The 18,379-nt window shown below is 32.5% G+C and carries 15 protein-coding genes; 6 read left to right on the top strand and 9 right to left on the bottom strand.

The window, feature by feature from the left end:
• Positions 1-336: 336 nt before the first annotated feature.
• On the bottom strand, positions 337-1,611 hold the full coding sequence (locus tag CD113_RS06015; RefSeq protein WP_002461890.1) for a hydroxymethylglutaryl-CoA reductase, degradative: 1,275 nt from the start codon (positions 1,609-1,611) through the stop codon (positions 337-339).
• A gap of 237 nt (positions 1,612-1,848) precedes the next feature.
• On the opposite strand from CD113_RS06015, the gene CD113_RS06010 reads away from it, so the two are divergent.
• A complete protein-coding gene (locus tag CD113_RS06010) occupies positions 1,849-3,015 on the top strand; it encodes a hydroxymethylglutaryl-CoA synthase (protein WP_002461891.1) in 1,167 nt (388 codons plus the stop codon).
• Positions 3,016-3,267: 252 nt separating this feature from the next.
• Here CD113_RS06010 and CD113_RS06005 read toward each other — a convergent pair whose 3' ends face one another.
• On the bottom strand, positions 3,268-3,792 hold the full coding sequence (locus tag CD113_RS06005) for a methylated-DNA--[protein]-cysteine S-methyltransferase (protein WP_002461892.1): 525 nt from the start codon (positions 3,790-3,792) through the stop codon (positions 3,268-3,270).
• A gap of 94 nt (positions 3,793-3,886) precedes the next feature.
• On the opposite strand from CD113_RS06005, the gene CD113_RS06000 reads away from it, so the two are divergent.
• Positions 3,887-4,225, top strand: coding sequence for a YrhK family protein (locus CD113_RS06000; RefSeq protein ID WP_002461894.1), 339 nt, complete (start codon positions 3,887-3,889; stop codon positions 4,223-4,225).
• Between the two features lie 81 nt (positions 4,226-4,306).
• On the opposite strand, the gene CD113_RS05995 is transcribed toward CD113_RS06000, so the two are convergent.
• A complete protein-coding gene (locus CD113_RS05995; protein ID WP_002461896.1) occupies positions 4,307-5,257 on the bottom strand; it encodes a CorA metal ion transporter family protein in 951 nt (316 codons plus the stop codon).
• 189 nt (positions 5,258-5,446) lie between these two features.
• On the opposite strand from CD113_RS05995, the gene CD113_RS05990 reads away from it, so the two are divergent.
• On the top strand, positions 5,447-7,546 hold the full coding sequence (locus CD113_RS05990; RefSeq protein ID WP_002461897.1) for an AAA family ATPase: 2,100 nt from the start codon (positions 5,447-5,449) through the stop codon (positions 7,544-7,546).
• Between the two features lie 50 nt (positions 7,547-7,596).
• On the opposite strand, the gene CD113_RS05985 is transcribed toward CD113_RS05990, so the two are convergent.
• From CD113_RS05985 to farE, 4 genes are all read right to left on the bottom strand, one after another.
• Positions 7,597-7,779, bottom strand: a complete 183-nt coding sequence (locus CD113_RS05985) for a FeoB-associated Cys-rich membrane protein (protein WP_002461898.1) — start codon at positions 7,777-7,779, stop codon at positions 7,597-7,599.
• 12 nt (positions 7,780-7,791) lie between these two features.
• Entirely contained in the window at positions 7,792-9,786 is a 1,995-nt protein-coding gene (gene feoB, locus CD113_RS05980; protein WP_002461899.1) for a ferrous iron transport protein B, read from the bottom strand.
• A gap of 11 nt (positions 9,787-9,797) precedes the next feature.
• A complete protein-coding gene (locus CD113_RS05975) occupies positions 9,798-10,025 on the bottom strand; it encodes a FeoA family protein (protein WP_002461901.1) in 228 nt (75 codons plus the stop codon).
• Positions 10,026-10,611: 586 nt separating this feature from the next.
• Positions 10,612-13,116: a fatty acid efflux MMPL transporter FarE gene (gene farE / locus CD113_RS05970; RefSeq protein ID WP_002464162.1), complete on the bottom strand. Its 2,505-nt coding sequence runs from the start codon at positions 13,114-13,116 to the stop codon at positions 10,612-10,614.
• Positions 13,117-13,257: 141 nt separating this feature from the next.
• Between farE and CD113_RS05965 the strand changes: the two genes are divergently transcribed.
• On the top strand, positions 13,258-13,809 hold the full coding sequence (locus tag CD113_RS05965) for a TetR/AcrR family transcriptional regulator (RefSeq protein ID WP_002464165.1): 552 nt from the start codon (positions 13,258-13,260) through the stop codon (positions 13,807-13,809).
• 67 nt (positions 13,810-13,876) lie between these two features.
• Here the strand turns inward: CD113_RS05965 and pruA are convergent, their stop codons facing one another.
• Positions 13,877-15,421, bottom strand: coding sequence for an L-glutamate gamma-semialdehyde dehydrogenase (gene pruA, locus CD113_RS05960; protein WP_002464167.1), 1,545 nt, complete (start codon positions 15,419-15,421; stop codon positions 13,877-13,879).
• A gap of 283 nt (positions 15,422-15,704) precedes the next feature.
• On the opposite strand from pruA, the gene CD113_RS05955 reads away from it, so the two are divergent.
• Positions 15,705-16,772 (top strand): acyltransferase family protein, encoded by a 1,068-nt coding sequence (locus tag CD113_RS05955; protein ID WP_002464169.1) that lies wholly within the window; start codon positions 15,705-15,707, stop codon positions 16,770-16,772.
• 263 nt (positions 16,773-17,035) lie between these two features.
• Here CD113_RS05955 and CD113_RS05950 read toward each other — a convergent pair whose 3' ends face one another.
• Positions 17,036-17,602, bottom strand: coding sequence for a sugar O-acetyltransferase (locus CD113_RS05950; RefSeq protein ID WP_002464171.1), 567 nt, complete (start codon positions 17,600-17,602; stop codon positions 17,036-17,038).
• 288 nt (positions 17,603-17,890) lie between these two features.
• On the opposite strand from CD113_RS05950, the gene CD113_RS05945 reads away from it, so the two are divergent.
• Positions 17,891-18,082: a hypothetical protein gene (locus CD113_RS05945; RefSeq protein ID WP_002464173.1), complete on the top strand. Its 192-nt coding sequence runs from the start codon at positions 17,891-17,893 to the stop codon at positions 18,080-18,082.
• Positions 18,083-18,379 lie beyond the last annotated feature (297 nt).

Raw genomic sequence — 18,379 nt, 5'->3', positions numbered from 1 at the left:
AAGACTTCAATTCATACACCTTGTCGTTAAGGATATGAATTGAAGTCTTTTATTGTTATTGCAGTCATTTAAATTATCTTACTTGTACTACATGGTATCAAAGTATGTTTACCATCATTTGTAGCACCACTGATATAAGCGCATACCATACTTAAAATAATGTGAATAACAGTAACTGTCTGAATTATAAATGCTAGTACAGCAACGATAATCTTGTTGCGGAAGGATTACAACATAATTTTTGGACTAAATAATTTCTGTTCCATTCCCTTGTCGCTTTAGTACAATATCCTTCGCTATAAGTCTGATATTCCATTCCTAAACACTTGAAGATGCCTACTGACGTATTTGTCTTAATATCTCTTCAGCCGTTGCAGTATTAGCTCTTGGCGCTTGCTTTAAAGCGTTAGCTACTTGTTCAATTTCTTCACCTTGAGCACCAACAACAATCGCTAATGATTTATATTGTAAGCTCATATGACCTTGTTGAATGCCTTCAGATACTAAAGCACGGCATGCTGCAAAATTTTGAGCCAATCCTACTGCTGCTACAACATGTCCTAATTCTTGCGCACTTGTCACATTCAACATTTCAAGCGCAGCTTTAGCGATAGGTAATACTTTAGTTCCTCCACCAACGATAGCTAATGTCATTGGAACTTCTATTGTGCCCACCAAACGTTGTCTTGATTGATCATACTGCCATGTAGCGATACCTCGATATTGACCATCACGACTGGCATATGCATGAGCACTTGCCTCCGCACCTCTAGTATCATTCCCTGTTGCTAAAACAACTGCATGAATACCATTCATCACACCTTTATTATGTGTAGCCGCACGATGAATATCTACTTGAGCCAGTACTGAGGCACGTTCCATACGTCGTGCTACTTCTTCACCGCTTCGCTCTCCTCGCGCTAAGTGTTTAACATCGATTTCACCCTGAACTTTTACTACAGATGCTGTAGCATGATTAGATAAAATACTCATTAAAATATCACTTTGTGGAAATTCATTTTTCAAATATGCTGTAATTGCTTCTAAAATAGTATTCAACATATTTGCACCCATCGCATCTTTAGTATCAACAAAGACTTTTAACGATAGTAATTGGTGTTGTGGGAAAGTATCTATAGCAATCTTCTGATATCCACCACCACGTGCTTTGATAGATGGGTAGGCATCATCAGCGATTTGATGAATTTGGTCTTCTAATGCACTAATTGCTGATGATAATTTAGCTGTATCTTCTACACCATCAAAAACAATTTGCCCAATCATCATACGTTCAGACGCCACTGTTTTAAAGCCGCCTGTTTGATTAACTAACTTAGCACCATAACTTGCTGCTGCTACAACTGAAGGTTCTTCTACCATCATTGGTACCACGTATTCTTGATGATCAACAACAATATTAGGTAATAACCCGACAGGTAAAGCCCCTTGCGTAATAACATTTTCAATTAAACTATTAGCTACTTCTTCATTAATAGTTGCGTAATCTAGCAATACTTCCTGTTGTTCAACAGATAACCAACCATAATCTGTTAATTGTTGTAATTTTTGTTCTCTTGATAAGTGACGAAAATCTTTTCCCAAACTTTGCATATAAATGCTCCTTTATGTTGATAACTTTTAATTTATTGTTCATTAAAATATCTAACTTTAAAATGCATAATTTAATTGAATAATTTTGTCTTTGCCTATAAAATTAAATTAGTTTATGTAAAGGCTTACAAATAACGCAACACAATCGTCATGCTGGTCTATTTCTTTGTATAACTTTAACATATTCTGATATGATATTAATGTTGCTTTTATAACTTTGAAAGGATGTAAAACCTTATGACAATAGGTATTGATAAAATAAACTTTTACGTTCCAAAATTCTATGTAGATATGGCTAAATTAGCAGAAGCACGCCAAGTTGATCCAAACAAATATTTAATTGGTATTGGCCAAACTGAAATGGCTGTTAGTCCAGTAAACCAAGATATTGTTTCTATGGGGGCTAATGCTGCTAAAGATATTATAACAGAAGAAGATAAAAAGAAAATTACTATGGTTATTGTGGCTACTGAATCGGCTACTGATAATGCTAAAGCTGCTGCTGTTCAAATTCATCATTTATTAGGTATCCAACCATTTGCACGTTGTTTCGAAATGAAAGAAGCATGTTATGCAGCGACACCTGCCATTCAATTGGCTAAAGATTACTTAGCTACACGAGCTAACGAAAAAGTATTAGTCATTGCATCTGACACTGCGCGTTATGGCTTAAATTCAGGCGGAGAGCCTACACAAGGTGCTGGTGCTGTAGCAATGGTCATTTCACATCATCCTAGCATTGTCACACTTAATGATGACGCTGTAGCATATACAGAAGATGTTTATGATTTCTGGAGACCAACTGGTCATAAATATCCGCTTGTTGACGGTGCTTTGTCTAAAGATGCATACATTCGTTCATTCCAACAAAGTTGGAATGAATATGCTAAACGTCAAGGGAAATCACTTTCTGACTTTGCGTCATTATGTTTCCATGTCCCATTTAGTAAAATGGGCAAAAAAGCTTTAGAATCAATTATTGATGAAGCTGATGAAACAACACAAGAACGTCTAAGAGCTGGCTACGAAGATGCCGTTCATTATAACCGTTATGTTGGTAACATTTATACTGGATCATTATATTTAAGTTTAATTTCACTTTTAGCAAATCGTGATTTAACTGCTGGCGAAACGATTGGGCTATTTAGTTATGGTTCAGGTTCTGTCGGCGAATTCTTCAGTGCAACTTTAGTAGAAGGATTTGAAGAACATATTAATAAAGACGCTTATCAACACTTACTTGAGGCGCGTACTGAAGTGACTGTTGCAGACTACGAAACATTCTTTAATCGCTTCGATAATCTAGAGTTTGATAACATTCAAGACGGCGTCGCTGACGATAGTAATATCTTCTATTTAGAAAACATTCAAGATAATATTCGCTATTACCATAGTCCAGAATAAATCTGTCTTACCCTATAAAATATTAAATACCACATTAAGATGCTCCTAACATGCATTCTAATGTGGTATTTTTAGATTAATTATATATTGAGATGCAGATAACAAACGTTTTATATTACATTACAAACATCTTATGGCAGCTTTCTATATTGTAAAGTAGTAATTAATCGACCTTTAACAAAACATGTCAGTCTCACCATGATAAGATGATGACATCATTTTTCAAAAAAGTTTATTGCTGTAGCATTATCTTTAAGGTTTCGTGCTGAATTTCGGAATATATAAAGGTGTCATATCAACATCTTCAAGTTCTAACAATTTAATTTTATTTTTTATTGTGCCACCAAAACCAGTTAGACTACCATTCTTACCTACTACTCGATGACACGGTACAATGATAGATAATGGATTACTTCCTACTGCGCCACCTACTGCTTGAGCAGACATTTTAGGCTTATTTAACAATGAACCAACTTTTTTAGCAATATCACCATATGTTGTTAATTCTCCATATGGAATAGCTTGTAACTCAGACCAAACATATTGTTGGAACTCGCTACCTTGCGGATTTAATGGTACGATAACATCAGGTTTATGCCCTTGGAAATATTGGTCTAACCAAGCTGTTGTTTGTTTGAAAATAGGAAGCTGACCATTTTCTTGACGTGTAATAGTTTCAGTTTGTTGATTACTAAATAAAATAGCTGTTAACGACTGGCCATCACTAACAAGTTCCAACATACCAACTGGTGAATCATAATAATATTTATATTCCACAATGTTGCCCCCTTTTTTCATTATCATACTACGAATGGTTAAGATTAGAAAACATAAACTGAGACATATAAAAAGTTATGAGGAGGACACAACCATGAAACATAAAAACGATGTTGATTTACATTTTAACCGTAATAATTTTGCTGAAAAAACAGACTATCACGCTAATCAAATCACCAACTTTTACAAAGCGTTATACCAAGTTAACGATATTGTCTTAGGTATCATCTTCTTAATAGGTAGTTTTTTATTTTTTAAAGATACTACAGTATTTACAGGTACAGTACTCTTCGTTATTGGTAGTATACAAATGACAATGAGACCCGTTATATCGTTTATTCATGATATGAAATTGGCACATTACTATAAAAAGCGTTATAAAGAAGAACTAGAAGAAGCTAGAATTCAAAAATTAGAAAAAGATCCTAAATAATCATAAAAAAGTTGTAACACCTACCGTTAGACATCCATCCGTCTAACTATAGTGACGTTACAACTTTTTTGTTAGCTATATTTAAAACCATTGTTTACGTTTGAAAATAATAATTAATACGACTGCAATAACCAGTGAGAATGCTGTAAAAACAAAGTAGCTATAATGCCATTGTAATTCAGGCATATACGAAAAGTTCATGCCATACCAACCTGTTAATAACGATAAAGGAAAGAAAATAGAAGACAGAATGGTTAAGACATTCATTACTTTATTAATACGACTTGAACGATAGGATTCATTATTATCTCTAATATCATCGGTCATATGCTCGCATGCATCTAATGTGTCGCATTGTCTTTGTAATCTACTATGAATATGCTTCATTAGTTGATTATCTTGAACCTCATTATTATACACGCCTTCTTCTATAAAATCGTCTAACAACTCTTCCATAGGAAAAAGTACACGTTTTAATTTGATAATGGACGAGCGAATAGTAAACACATCTTTCATCAAACTACGATTATTTGTAGAATCAACATTTTTATTTTCAAAAGAAAAAACAGTATCTTCTACATCATCGATATATTTGAAATAATTTGCAGTCACTTTATCGATAATTCTAATAGCAATGTAATCAATTGAGTCAACATTGGTCGTCTTCAATGTTTCTGCAGTAATATCATTTAATGCTTGAATATCATTTTGATGTATCGTGATTAATTGATGTTCTTGAACTGTAATACTCATCGGTTCTGCACTAAAATCTTCAGAGTTAATGGAATGCAAAACTAAATACTTTTGCATATTAGTATGATTAATCGCTACTTTAGGTCTTGATACTGTATAAATAGACTCTTCAATACGATGATCAGCTAAATTAAATTTCGATTTCAATATATCTTTTTCTTCACTTGTTGGTTGGTTAAAATCATACCACACCATCTTGGCATCATTGGGCACATCAGAAATATGATACACACGGTTAAAATGTTGATGTTGATCTTGATAAACAATAGACAACGCCATATATTTTTCTCCCATTCAAAATATTTAATATTACATATTAAATTAACACAAAATTTTCACAAAAAACAGATAATTGCATGTTTATAAATTTTAATAAGTGGAATTTTAACATAGTAATAGTTTATATTTTATATAAAATTATTTTATTTCCAAGCAATTAGCAGTTCAAATATATAATGAGGTGAGTATATGAATAACGGTTTTTTCAATAGTGATTTTGACTCAATTTTACGAAGAATGATGCAAGACATGCAAGGTTCAAGTAATAGTGGCAATAAGAAATACTATATCAATGGAAAAGAAGTATCACCTGAAGAACTTGCTCAATTATCACAACAAAGTGGTAATCATTCTTCTGAACAAAGTGCGCAAGCTTTCCAACAAGCTGCTGCACAACAAGGTCAATCGGGAGATGGCAGTTATTTAGATCAAATCGGTCGCAATCTCACACAAGAAGCTCGTGATGGCTTATTAGATCCGGTTATTGGACGTAATAAAGAAATTCAAGAGACAGCTGAAGTTCTAAGTAGAAGAACAAAAAACAATCCTATTCTAGTTGGTGAAGCTGGTGTAGGTAAAACAGCTGTAGTTGAAGGATTAGCCCAAGCTATAGTTGCAGGTAATGTACCAGCAGCAATTAAAGATAAAGATATTATTTCTGTAGATATTTCATCTTTAGAAGCAGGAACACAATACCGTGGTGCCTTTGAAGAAAACATTCAAAAATTAGTTGATGCTGTTAAATCAGCTGAAAATGTTGTGTTATTCTTCGATGAAATACATCAAATCATTGGTTCTGGTTCTACTGGTGGCGATTCAGGAAGCAAAGGACTATCAGATATTCTGAAACCTGCATTAAGTCGTGGTGAAATTTCAATTATCGGTGCAACTACACAGGATGAATATCGTAACAATATCCTCAAAGATGCTGCCTTAACACGTCGTTTTAATGAAGTGCTTGTCAATGAACCAAGTGCTGAAGATACTGTCGAAATACTTAAAGGTATTCGTGAAAAATTTGAACAACACCATCAAGTTAAACTTCCAGATGATGTATTGAAAGCATGTGTAGATTTATCTATTCAATATATTCCACAACGTTTATTACCAGACAAAGCCATTGATGTGCTAGACATTACAGCAGCGCATTTATCAGCACAAAGTCCTGCAGTTGATAAAGTAGAAACTGAAAAACGTATTACAGAATTAGAAAATGATAAACGTAAAGCTGTTAGTGCTGAAGAATATAAAGAAGCAGATAATATTCAAAAACAAATCAAAGAATTGCAAGATAAATTGGATAACAGTAACGGTGAACATACAGCAGTTGCCACTGTCCAAGATATTTCAGACACTATCGAGCGCTTAACAGGTATTCCAGTTTCTCAAATGGACGACAATGATATTGAACGTTTAAAAAATATTAATAATAGACTAAAAAGTAAAATTATTGGACAAGATAAAGCAGTAGATATGGTATCTAGAGCGATACGCCGTAATCGTGCTGGCTTTGACGATGGTCACCGTCCTATTGGTAGTTTCTTATTTGTAGGTCCTACTGGTGTGGGTAAAACTGAACTAGCAAAACAATTAGCTATCGATTTATTTGGTAATAAAGAAGCGTTAATCCGTTTAGATATGAGTGAATACAGTGATACAACAGCAGTATCTAAAATGATTGGTACAACTGCTGGTTACGTTGGTTATGATGACAATTCCAATACATTAACTGAAAAAGTACGTCGTAATCCATACTCAGTTATATTATTTGATGAAATTGAAAAAGCTAATCCACAAATCTTAACATTGTTATTACAAGTTATGGACGATGGTAATTTAACTGATGGACAAGGTAATGTCATTAACTTCAAAAATACAATCATTATATGTACATCTAATGCTGGTTTTGGTAACGGCAATGATGGTGAAGATAAAGAAATTATGGAAGATTTGAAAAAATTCTTCCGTCCTGAGTTCCTCAACCGCTTCAACGGCATAGTAGAATTCTTGCATTTAGACAAAAAAGCATTGCAAGATATCGTCAATTTATTATTAGATGATGTTCAGGTCACTCTTGATAAAAAAGGCATTACTATGACAGTTTCAGATGATGCTAAGAATTGGTTAATTGAAGAAGGTTATGATGAAGAATTAGGTGCACGTCCTTTACGTCGTGTTGTCGAGCAACAAGTTCGAGATAAAATCACTGATTACTATTTAGATCACACTGATGTTAAACATGTGAATATTGAATTAGTAGACAATGATATCGTTGTCAAAGGTGAATAAACTTTAATAGCAAAGGGTTAGACTGCTCGCACAGTCTAACCCTTTGTCATTTATTGATGATGTCCTAGCTTTTTCGATAATTCTTTTGATATTTCATGTGATTCGCAACAACTACTTCCCGTATCACATGAACCACATTTCCCTTGTTTAGAACGTTTAAAAAATTTAACAATCGTGTAAATGGCATAACCAAAAATAGCAATAAATATTAATGCATTGACAATAATTGACACGTTAATCACTTCCTATATAAATAAATGACCAATTTGATAAAAGATAAATGTTAAGATATATGCCGTAGATAAGGGATAAATCACTGCTAATGCTGTCCATTTCCATGAATAGGTTTCATTTCTAATGGCAGCTACAGTTGAAATACATGGTATATATAATAGAATAAAAATCATAAATGCATATGCTGACAATGGTGTAAATTGATTTTGAATGACATGAACTAAACCATTATCACTTGATGAATAGATGATTGCCATAGAACTTATAATCACTTCTTTAGCTAAGAATCCTGATATTAGTGTTGCACCAGCTTGCCAACTACCAAAGCCAAGTGGTGTGACTAACATCCCAAAGAAACTGCCTACAATATGCATAAAACTTTGATTAATAGGCACATTAATACCGTGTGGTCCAATATAACTTAAGAACCATATGACCACTGATCCACCAAAAATAAATGTCCCTGCTTTACGTACGAATCCTTTCGCTTTCTCCCACGTACTTCTCCATAATGTTTTAAACGATGGCACTCTATACGTTGGTAGTTCAACGATAAATATCGAATTTTCATTTTTGAGTACAGTCTTGGTCAAAATCGTACTGATGATAAATGCCACTAAAATTCCTAAGACATACAAACTTAGTACTACAAGAGATTTATAGTGTTTGAAAAATACGCCTACAAATAATGCGTAAACAGGCAATCTAGCTGAGCAAGACATGAATGGTGCAATTAATATTGTAGTTAAACGTTCTTTTTCATTTTCAATACTACGTGCAGCCATAACACTGGGCACGTTACAACCAAAGCCAATAATCATTGGTATAAATGATTTACCGCTTAGACCGAAAGATTCCATAATACGATCCATTAACACAGCAATACGAGCCATATAACCAGAATCCTCTAACAATGAAATAAAGAAGAATAACACTACAATTTGGGGTACAAATACTAAGACTGAACCTACACCAGCAATAATACCGTCAGTGATCAAATCTTGTAAAAATGGCATAACACCTAAAAAATGCATCGCTGTTTTAACCCAATCAGTAAACTGACCACTAAAGAAATCATCCATGCGATCTGACAATGGTGTGCCAATCCATGTAAATGTTGTTTGGAATATTAGCCACATAATGCCTAAAAATATAGGCATACCCAAATATTTATGTGTTAAAATTTTATCTACTTTTGAAGTGAAATATTGTTTCTCTACATCTGGATATTCAACGACATCGCTTAACAATTGCTCAATAAAAATATTACGAATGTGTTCCATTTCACGACGTACAGTGGTATGTGATAATGTTTGTCTTAACTGTTCACGAATATCTAGCATCTCTTGTAACACTTGTTCATTTAATTCTTGTTCAATTTGTGGATTATCTAATAAAAATTGAATCGCTATAAATCTCGCACGATGTTCTGGATGAGTAGTATGTGCTGTTACTAAGCGACATATTTGATTAATTGCTGCTTCAATCTTATCGCCGTAATTAATCTTAAAGCTTTTATGCTGTTCTTCATTCATATGTTTAATTTCAAATAGTAAATGATCGGTACCTTTACCTGTACGTGCTACTACCGGAAAAACTGGTGTTTTTAATTTTCTCATCAATGTTTGATAATCGAAATGAATTCCTCTTTTTGTAGCAACATCAATCATATTCAATCCTATGTATAGTGGTTCATTTAATTCTAATAATTGTACTGTCAATTGCATATTTCTTTGAATTTGACTAGCATCGATGATATTAATCATACCAGTAAAATCATTATTCAATAAATAATCTGTCACAACTGTTTCATCTTTTGAAATAGGTGATAAATCATATGTTCCTGGTAAGTCTATTAAATTTCCTAAATCATTCTTTAATTTCCCTACCTTTTTTTCTACTGTTACACCGCTCCAGTTACCAACGTACTCGTAAGAACCGGTCAGTGCATTAAACAAAGATGTCTTACCTACATTTGGGTTGCCCAATATACAATAATTATTCATACCCTAGACACCTACTCTTCAAGTGCTATACGACAAGCATCACATTGTCTAATACTCACTTGTTGCCCATTGGTTTCAATAATACAAGGTCCTTTAAACAGACATTTTTGCTTAATCTTAATTGTTGAGCCATCTGTTAAACCAAATGCACTTAAACGATAGCGCATATTAACATTATCGATATCGATATGTTTAATGCGATATTGTTTATTCTTTTCCCCGGTTTTAATACTTAACATAATACTACACACTTCCTATTAACAATAATAATCATTATCATTTATTTAAATAATATCTTTATACAAAACGTTTTGCAATACTATATTTAAATTATATAAATATATTTAATGGCTAATTTGTGACTTCTCAGACATTTCTTCGCACTAAATCTAAAAAATAGGTTCTCTAAATTTTGGGACTGATAAACAAAAAATGAATAATTTAAAATATAAATAATTTTGAAGCCGAGACTCCTGAGGTAGGGACCCAACATAGAAAAACTGGTTATCCAGTTTTTTCATGCCATGCAAGTTGGGCAAGGGACCCGTCATAGAAAAATTTTAAAAAGGATTACAGTTGACACTATTAGTGCAACTGCATAAGAATTAGTAAAGATTATAAATCTAACTAGTTCTAAATGTGCAAGACGGGCAAGGTTGGGCATTGGGGCCCCAGCAAAGAAAAATTCTGTCAACAGAATTTTTACTATAATGTGCAAGCTGGGGTGCGAGGCTTAAAAAATAATTATGTATCAGTTCAATTTGAGAGAGAATCTAAAAAATGCTGCCGACAAAGATTTACTTCGTCGACAGCATTGATACGCTATTATTTATTTTTTAAGTTTTGTTCTAAAAGTTCATTTAAACGCTTAATATTATCATTGAGTTGTTCAACTGTTGTTTGTTGTTGATCCGTATTTAATTGATGTTTCGTTTGATAATCTATCAAAGCATCATATAAGAAATTAGGATTGACTGATTGTTGTTTAACTTGTTGATATAATTTCATTGTTTCATCATTTAGTCTGATATGATTCGTTGCTTGAGTCATAGTTGTTTGTTCATTGTTACTGTGCTGTTGATGACTATGATGAATACTAAATGTTTTATCATAGTGTTCTGTACGATGTGATGATGCTGTTGGTGAATTGAAAGTATTTGTAGTCGATTTAGTTGTAGTTTTATAACTTTCTAAAGCATGTCCTTCAATATCAATATGAGGAATGATTCTACTTAACCATCCTGGTAAGTACCATGATCCTCTACCAAACAATTTAGTTAATGCTGGAATCACCATCAATCTTACAATAAAGGCATCAAATAAGACTCCAAATGCTAATGCCATACCCATAGATTTAATCATGACATCATCTTGGAAGACGAAAGCGAAGAATACACTGAACATGATTAAAGCAGCTGCAATAATCACTCCGCCACTTTCTTTCAAGCCTACTTTAATAGAATAATCATTGTCTTTCGTCTTACTATATTCTTCATGAATTCTGGACATTAAGAACACTTCATAATCCATTGCTAAACCGAAGAGTATTCCAATGGTAATAACTGGTAAGAAGGCTAACATTGGACCTGTCGTATCAACACCGAACAATCCTTTCATAAAGCCATCTTGCATCACTAATGTTGTAAATCCTAAAGTCGCCATTAATGACAATACAAAGCCTAGTACTGCCTTTAATGGAATTAAAATAGAACGGAATACAATCATTAATAAGAAGAATGCTAATACAACAATAACACCTGCAAACAATGGAATAGCTTCATTTAATTTCTGTGACATATCAATGTTGATAACACTTTGTCCAGAAATTTCTGTTTTAAATCCATATTTATCTTGGGCATCTTTGTTATAATCTCTTAGTTTATGAACTAAGTCATTCGTACTTTCTGCATTGGGACCTTTTTCAGGTATAACAACCATCAATGCATAATCTTTATTTTTACTCATTTGTGGTGGTGTAACCATATCAACATGTTTCTTTTTATCTATATCTTTATAAAGTGATTGTAAATCTTTTTGCAATTCAGCTGGATCATCTTTTTTATCTTTAACATTAATTAGCATTGGGATTTGGCCATTAAATCCTTCACCAAATTTATCTGAGATAATATCATAGGCTTTTTTCTGAGTGGAATCAGCTGGTTTCACACCATCATCCGGAATACCTAACCTCATATGACTGATTGGAATGGCAGCCGCTACTAAAATAATGAGACCTAATAATACTGCCGCTAAGGAGTTTCCTACTACGAATTTAGACCAAGGTGTATCATGATCATTTTTAAATTCTGATTTCATAGACTTAACTTTAATACGTTTATGGAATATACTCACTAATGCTGGTAATAACGTTAACGCACTAAAGACAGCGAAGATAACGCTAATAGCTGAAGCAAATCCCATAACAGCTAAGAAGTCAATACCTACTAATGACAGACCACATACTGCAATCACAACTGTGACACCAGCAAAGATAACTGCACTACCTGCTGTACCTACTGCTAGTCCTATACCTTTAATATAATCACTTTCTGTTTTCATAACTTGTCGATATCTAAATAATATAAACAAGGCATAGTCAATACCTACTGCCAATCCTATCATGACAGATAGTGTCAAAGTTACATTAGGAATATCAAATGCGTAAGTTAGTAAACTAATAATGCCGACACCAGATGCTAAACCAATCAATGCACTGACGATTGGTAATCCCGCTGCAATAACTGATCCAAATGTAATCAGTAATACGACAAAAGCAACTATAATACCTACTAATTCAGAGTTGCCACCAATGTCTGACGATGTCATACCAGTACCAGTTAATTCAGTTTGTACATTATGGTCCTCTCTTAAATCTTTCAAATGATCTTTAACATTATCGCGAGATTTATCTTTTAATGATGTTTGGCTAACATCATATGTAATATCTGCAAATGCTGTAGATTTATCTTTACTGATTTGTTTATTATCATAAGGATCTGTAATAACATCTACATGTTTATCGTCCTTTTTAATATCTTTAAGTGTTTGCTTAATATCTTTCGTGATACTTGGTTTCACAATTCCATTATCATTGTGGCTCTTAAAGACGACACGTATTTGTGCCTTTTCACTATCTTGATTAAAATATTTTTCAATTTTATCGTTTGTATCTAATGACTTTAATCCTGTCATTTTTATATCATTATCGAATTTTGGTGCATTCATTGACATAGGTATAAAAATTGCAGCTAGAATGATTATCCATGCAATCAATGATGCCCATTTATATTTCGCAATAAATGTTCCCATTTTATATAAAAATTTCGCCAAAGTATTGCCTCCTCTTGATTTCAACGCTATAGTTTAACTGTATAGTGTAGATTATTGTGTGATTATAATATCTCTACCCTCTTTTTAAAAGAAATAAATAATCGATTGTGTATTTTAAACTACATATTAGGAGAAACGTAGATGAAAGAAAATGATTTAAGAGTTATTAAAACTAGAAAAGCTTTATCCTCGAGTTTATATCAACTGTTAGAACAACACTTATTTCAATCTATTACAGTAAATCAAATTTGTGATAATGCACTTGTGCATCGCACAACGTTTTATAAGCATTTTTACGATAAATATGACTTACTCGAGTACTTGTTTAATGAATTGGCCAAAGGGTTCTTTGCTGCTGATATTAAACAACGTCTGCACCATCCATTCCAAACTATGAATGACAATATTAGTAATAAAGAAGAACTACAAAAAATTGCTAATTTACAAGAAGAAGATGCTGAATTTAATAAAGCTCTAAAAAATGTCTGTATTAATGTGATGAAAAAAGACATCAAAAATAACATCTCTCGTATTAAAGTGGATGACACTATTCCAGATGATTTAATTTATTACATTTATGGTGGCTTATTAGATGGCTTTATGGCATGGATTAAAAATGAAGATATTACAATGTCACCACAAGAAATTGATTTAATTTTTAACAAATCCATCACTTTAAAAATAGAAGATTAAGGTCATAAAAAAGCAATGAAAGCATTGATACAATCAACACTTTCATTGCTTTTAATTTGCTATATTATTAAAACATTTCTGATACAACTTTCTGTTCTAAGAAATGTAATAGGTAATCTGGACTACCTGTTTTAGCATCTGTGCCTGACATTTTAAAGCCACCGAATGGATGATAACCTACTACAGCTGATGTGCAACCTCTATTTAAGTATAAGTTACCAACATCATATTCATTGACTGCTTTAATCCAGTGTTCACGATTATTAGTAATCACTGCACCCGTTAAACCATAATCTGTATCATTCGCCACTTCAATTGCTTCATCAAAGTCATTTACTTTAACAAAACCAACTACTGGACCGAAGATTTCTTCTTGCATAATTCTATCTTTTGATTTCAAACCAGAGAAGATAGTTGGTTCTACAAAGTAGCCAGTTGAATCATCAGTTCCGCCACCTTGTTCTAATTTACCTTCTTCTTTACCAACTTCAATATAATTTTTAATTTTATCAAATTGCTTTTTATTGATCACTGGACCCATATAAGTGTTATCTTCTGTATTGCCTAATGTTAATTCTTTTGTTAGTTTGACAGATTTTTCTAAAATTTCATCATAAACATCTTTGTGTACAATTGCACGTGAACATGCTGAACATTTTTGACCAGAGAAACCAAATGCTGATGTTACAATAGCTTCTGCTGCTAAATCTGTATCGACATTTTCATCAACAACAATGGCATCTTTACCACCCATTTCGGCAATAACACGTTTTAAGAAGTCCTGTCCTTCATGCACAACAGCACTACGTTCATAAATTCTTGTACCAGTTGCACGTGAACCAGTGAATGTTACAAAGTGTGTATCGATATGGTCAACTAAATAGTCGCCAATCTCTTTCGGATCACCTGGAACAAAGTTAACAACACCTTTAGGTAAGCCTGCTTCCTCTAAAATTTCTATTAATTTGTAAGCTGTATATGGTGTATCTTCAGCAGGTTTCAATAATACTGTATTACCAGCAACTACTGGCGCTAATGTTGTACCAGCCATAATTGCGAATGGGAAATTCCATGGTGGAATCGTTACACCTGTGCCAATAGGCTTATAGAAATATTGATTGTGTTCACCTTCACGGTCATTCACTTTCTTACCATGTGCTAAATCCATCATTGAACGAGCATAGTATTCAATAAAATCAATACCTTCTGCTGCATCACCTACTGCCTCATCCCAAGGTTTACCTGCTTCATAAACCATGACTGCAGCAATTTCAGCTTTACGACGACGGATAATAGCCGCAACGCGTAGCATTAATTCTGCACGATCACTTGCTGACCAAGTCTTCCATGATTTATATGCTTCCTTAGCAGCTTTAAAAGCATCTTCAACGTCAGTTGTTGTAGCTTTTGATGCTTTAGCAATAAGTTGAGATGTATTTGCAGGATTGATTGACTCAATTGTGTCTTCTTTAAAGATTTTCTCTCCATTAATTACCAACGGAATATCTTGACCTAATTGGCCTTTAACTTTTTTCAATTCTTCTTTAAACATATCTACGTTATCTTGAACTGAAAAATCGTAACCAGGTTCATTCTTGAATTCTACTACCATGTACACTTACCCCCTGTAAATTATGAAAGTGGATTAACCCTTTGCTTTAATGATGAATCATCATTTAATAACATTCTACTATGTTTAAGGTGTGTTTTGCAATCGCTTTCATTTTAAAAATTCTATATTCATTATTCATAAGTAATGCAAACCTCCTTTGTGTTAATTTACACTTATTATCATAACTTTAAAATAATTTATACAATATACTTTTGAGCAATCAATGAAAATTAAATGTAAATAGTCTACAATATAAATACAATTGTTAAAGGAGGCTGGATGGTTGAAAGTTTATACGGGTGTTATATTTTGGATGCGTGCTATTGCTTGTTTAAGTATTGTCATCATCCATTCTATAACTACAACATTTAGTAAAATGCATCATGTTCATTTTGGTGTACCTATAAGACTTTTTGAGTTAACACTTATGTTTAGTACACCTTTATTTGTCTTTATTTCTGAATTTTTATTAGCTAAAAATTATGGATCGAAAATTAAAGAAGGTTTTTTCAAAAGTAGATTACTCTATTTAGGCATACCTTATGTTGTGATTAATTTAGCATTATCGTTCTTTTATCACAGACCTCATAGTTTTACACAATATTTAGAATATGTCTTTCAAACAATGTTTCACGGTGGTGCAGTAACTTATTTCATCATCATTATTTTCCAATTTTATATTTTACATTGGTTGTTCGCTAAATATTTATATGGCTTACATCCCATTAAGATCATTACCTATTCTATTATTATTACTTCATTATATTGGGCGATTAGAACTTTTATTCCTGTACCAAGTCATCCTATTTTAGCAACAATTTGGGGAAGGGAAGGTTGGATGATTTTTGTTGGTTGGTTAAGTTATTTCTTATTAGGATTTTATATTGGTATATACTATGAGGCATTCATGAATAAAATTAAAAATTATACTTGGCACATTATTATTGGCTTATTATTATCTATTTTATTTTTATTCACAAATTATCTCTTACATATTTCAGATTGGGTTGAATCCAAACGTTACGATATGCCTTTTTACGTCACTATGGTTATACTCATGTTTTTCTTATTATCATCTTATTTTAAATATGTTCCAAAATTCATCATTTTTATAAGCAATTATTCTTTTTGTATTTATTTAGTTCATTTCTTTTTTGTACATCGTATTGGATTGTTAAGTCAACATCCTATCAAAAATATCATTTTTAATACTATCATTACATTAGTCTTATCAATATGTCTTAGTTATATTCTTAATTTATTTAAATTCGGCAAATTTGTAGTTGGTAGTATAGGGAAAATTAAGTACGAAGATGTTTACAAAAGTTATCTAAACAAACAAATAGATTAAAGCTTAATACAGTTATTTAACATTGAACAAATAAGAAGTGGACAGAAATAAATTTCATATAAAATTTACGTCGTAATCCCCTGGCAACACTGACTAGTATTGTAAATGTTGATTTATCAACGTGTTTCATAATACAGACAGTTACTGCCATTCACAAAAATTATTATAGAAACTTTTTTGTCTCAAGCTCTACAATTTTAAAAATAGCTGTGAAAAAATCTATCGTCATAGAATTTTTCACAGCTTATCTTAGTATGTTTATATTATCCTTCATTATCAATTTGTTTGATAACTTTACATGGATTTCCTACTGCTAGACTATTTGGTGGGATATCTTTAGTTACTACACTACCTGCTCCAATGACACTACCTTGTCCTATCGTTACTCCTGGCATAACTGCAACGTGTCCACCAAACCACGTATTACTACCAATAACTATTGGCTCTGCTAACTCTAACCCTTCATTACGTTTTTTATAGTCTAACGGATGCGTCGCAGTATAAAATCCACAATTCGGTCCAATAAACACATTATCACCAATGGTAATACTGCCACCATCCATAAAATAACAATTCGTATTCACAAACACATTTTTACCTAAAGTGACATTCCAACCATAGTCAGTATCAAATGGTATCGCAATATCTACATTGTTTGTCTTACTTTGGAACAACTCATCAATCAATTGTTTTCTTTGTTCATTATTACTTGGTCGTGTATGGTTCAAGTCAAAACACAGTTCTTTTGCTCGTTGTCTGTCTGCTATTAATTCTTGATCAAAGTTGGCATCATACCACTGATGGGCTAACATTTTTTCTTTCTCTGACATCCCAATTCCTCATTTCTATAATTTAAAATCATTCAATAGCAATTTTTATTTCATTGTTATAACAACTCACTTAGACGCTTTACTTTATTGTATCAATTACTTACTGTCTATACTTGTAATTTCTATAATTATGTTAAACAAATTTTTATATACTTTTCAACTTACTATACACAAAATAATCATTTATCGTACTTAAGTTGTATTTATTTTCAATACTCTGGACGCATGTTTTATCGATGGCAAACCGTTACAATATATGCAAGAGAAAAATAAAGGAGTTTGATAGCGATGAAAATGTTAGCAAGAGGTGCTGTAGCTATCTTAATTATTTTAGGATTAGCAAAAACAATCCAAGATTATGATGTTATTAACGAGTTAGATCAGCATTTGAGCGACAGTAACATCTCAAATACAGTCAATCAATTCAATAACTTTAAAGATTTACATGACTCGAAATTCAACCCATCTGATTTCTTTTAAGTCACCTTAGAAAAGCAAATCCAGAAGTCATTTTATGCCTTAACGTTTATTCATACATCCTTTAATAATACTCAAGACTTCTTTTATCATAGATTAATACAGAGTTTGTAGCATGATTATGTTGCAAGCTCTGTTTTTTTGGGGTTCTCTCCCAAATTGGAGTGATACATAATTATTTTTTAATTATTCACTTTTTATATATCAGTCCTGAAAAACATACTAAGATTAGCTGTGAAGAAATCTATGACGATAGATTTTTTCACAGCTATTTTTTATAGTTGTAGAGAGAGAAGTAGA

It is taken from the genome of Staphylococcus simiae (assembly GCF_002902085.1).
GTDB lineage: Bacteria > Bacillota > Bacilli > Staphylococcales > Staphylococcaceae > Staphylococcus > Staphylococcus simiae.
Note: the sequence above shows the minus strand (reverse complement) of the source record. Positions and strands in the feature narration are given on the sequence as shown.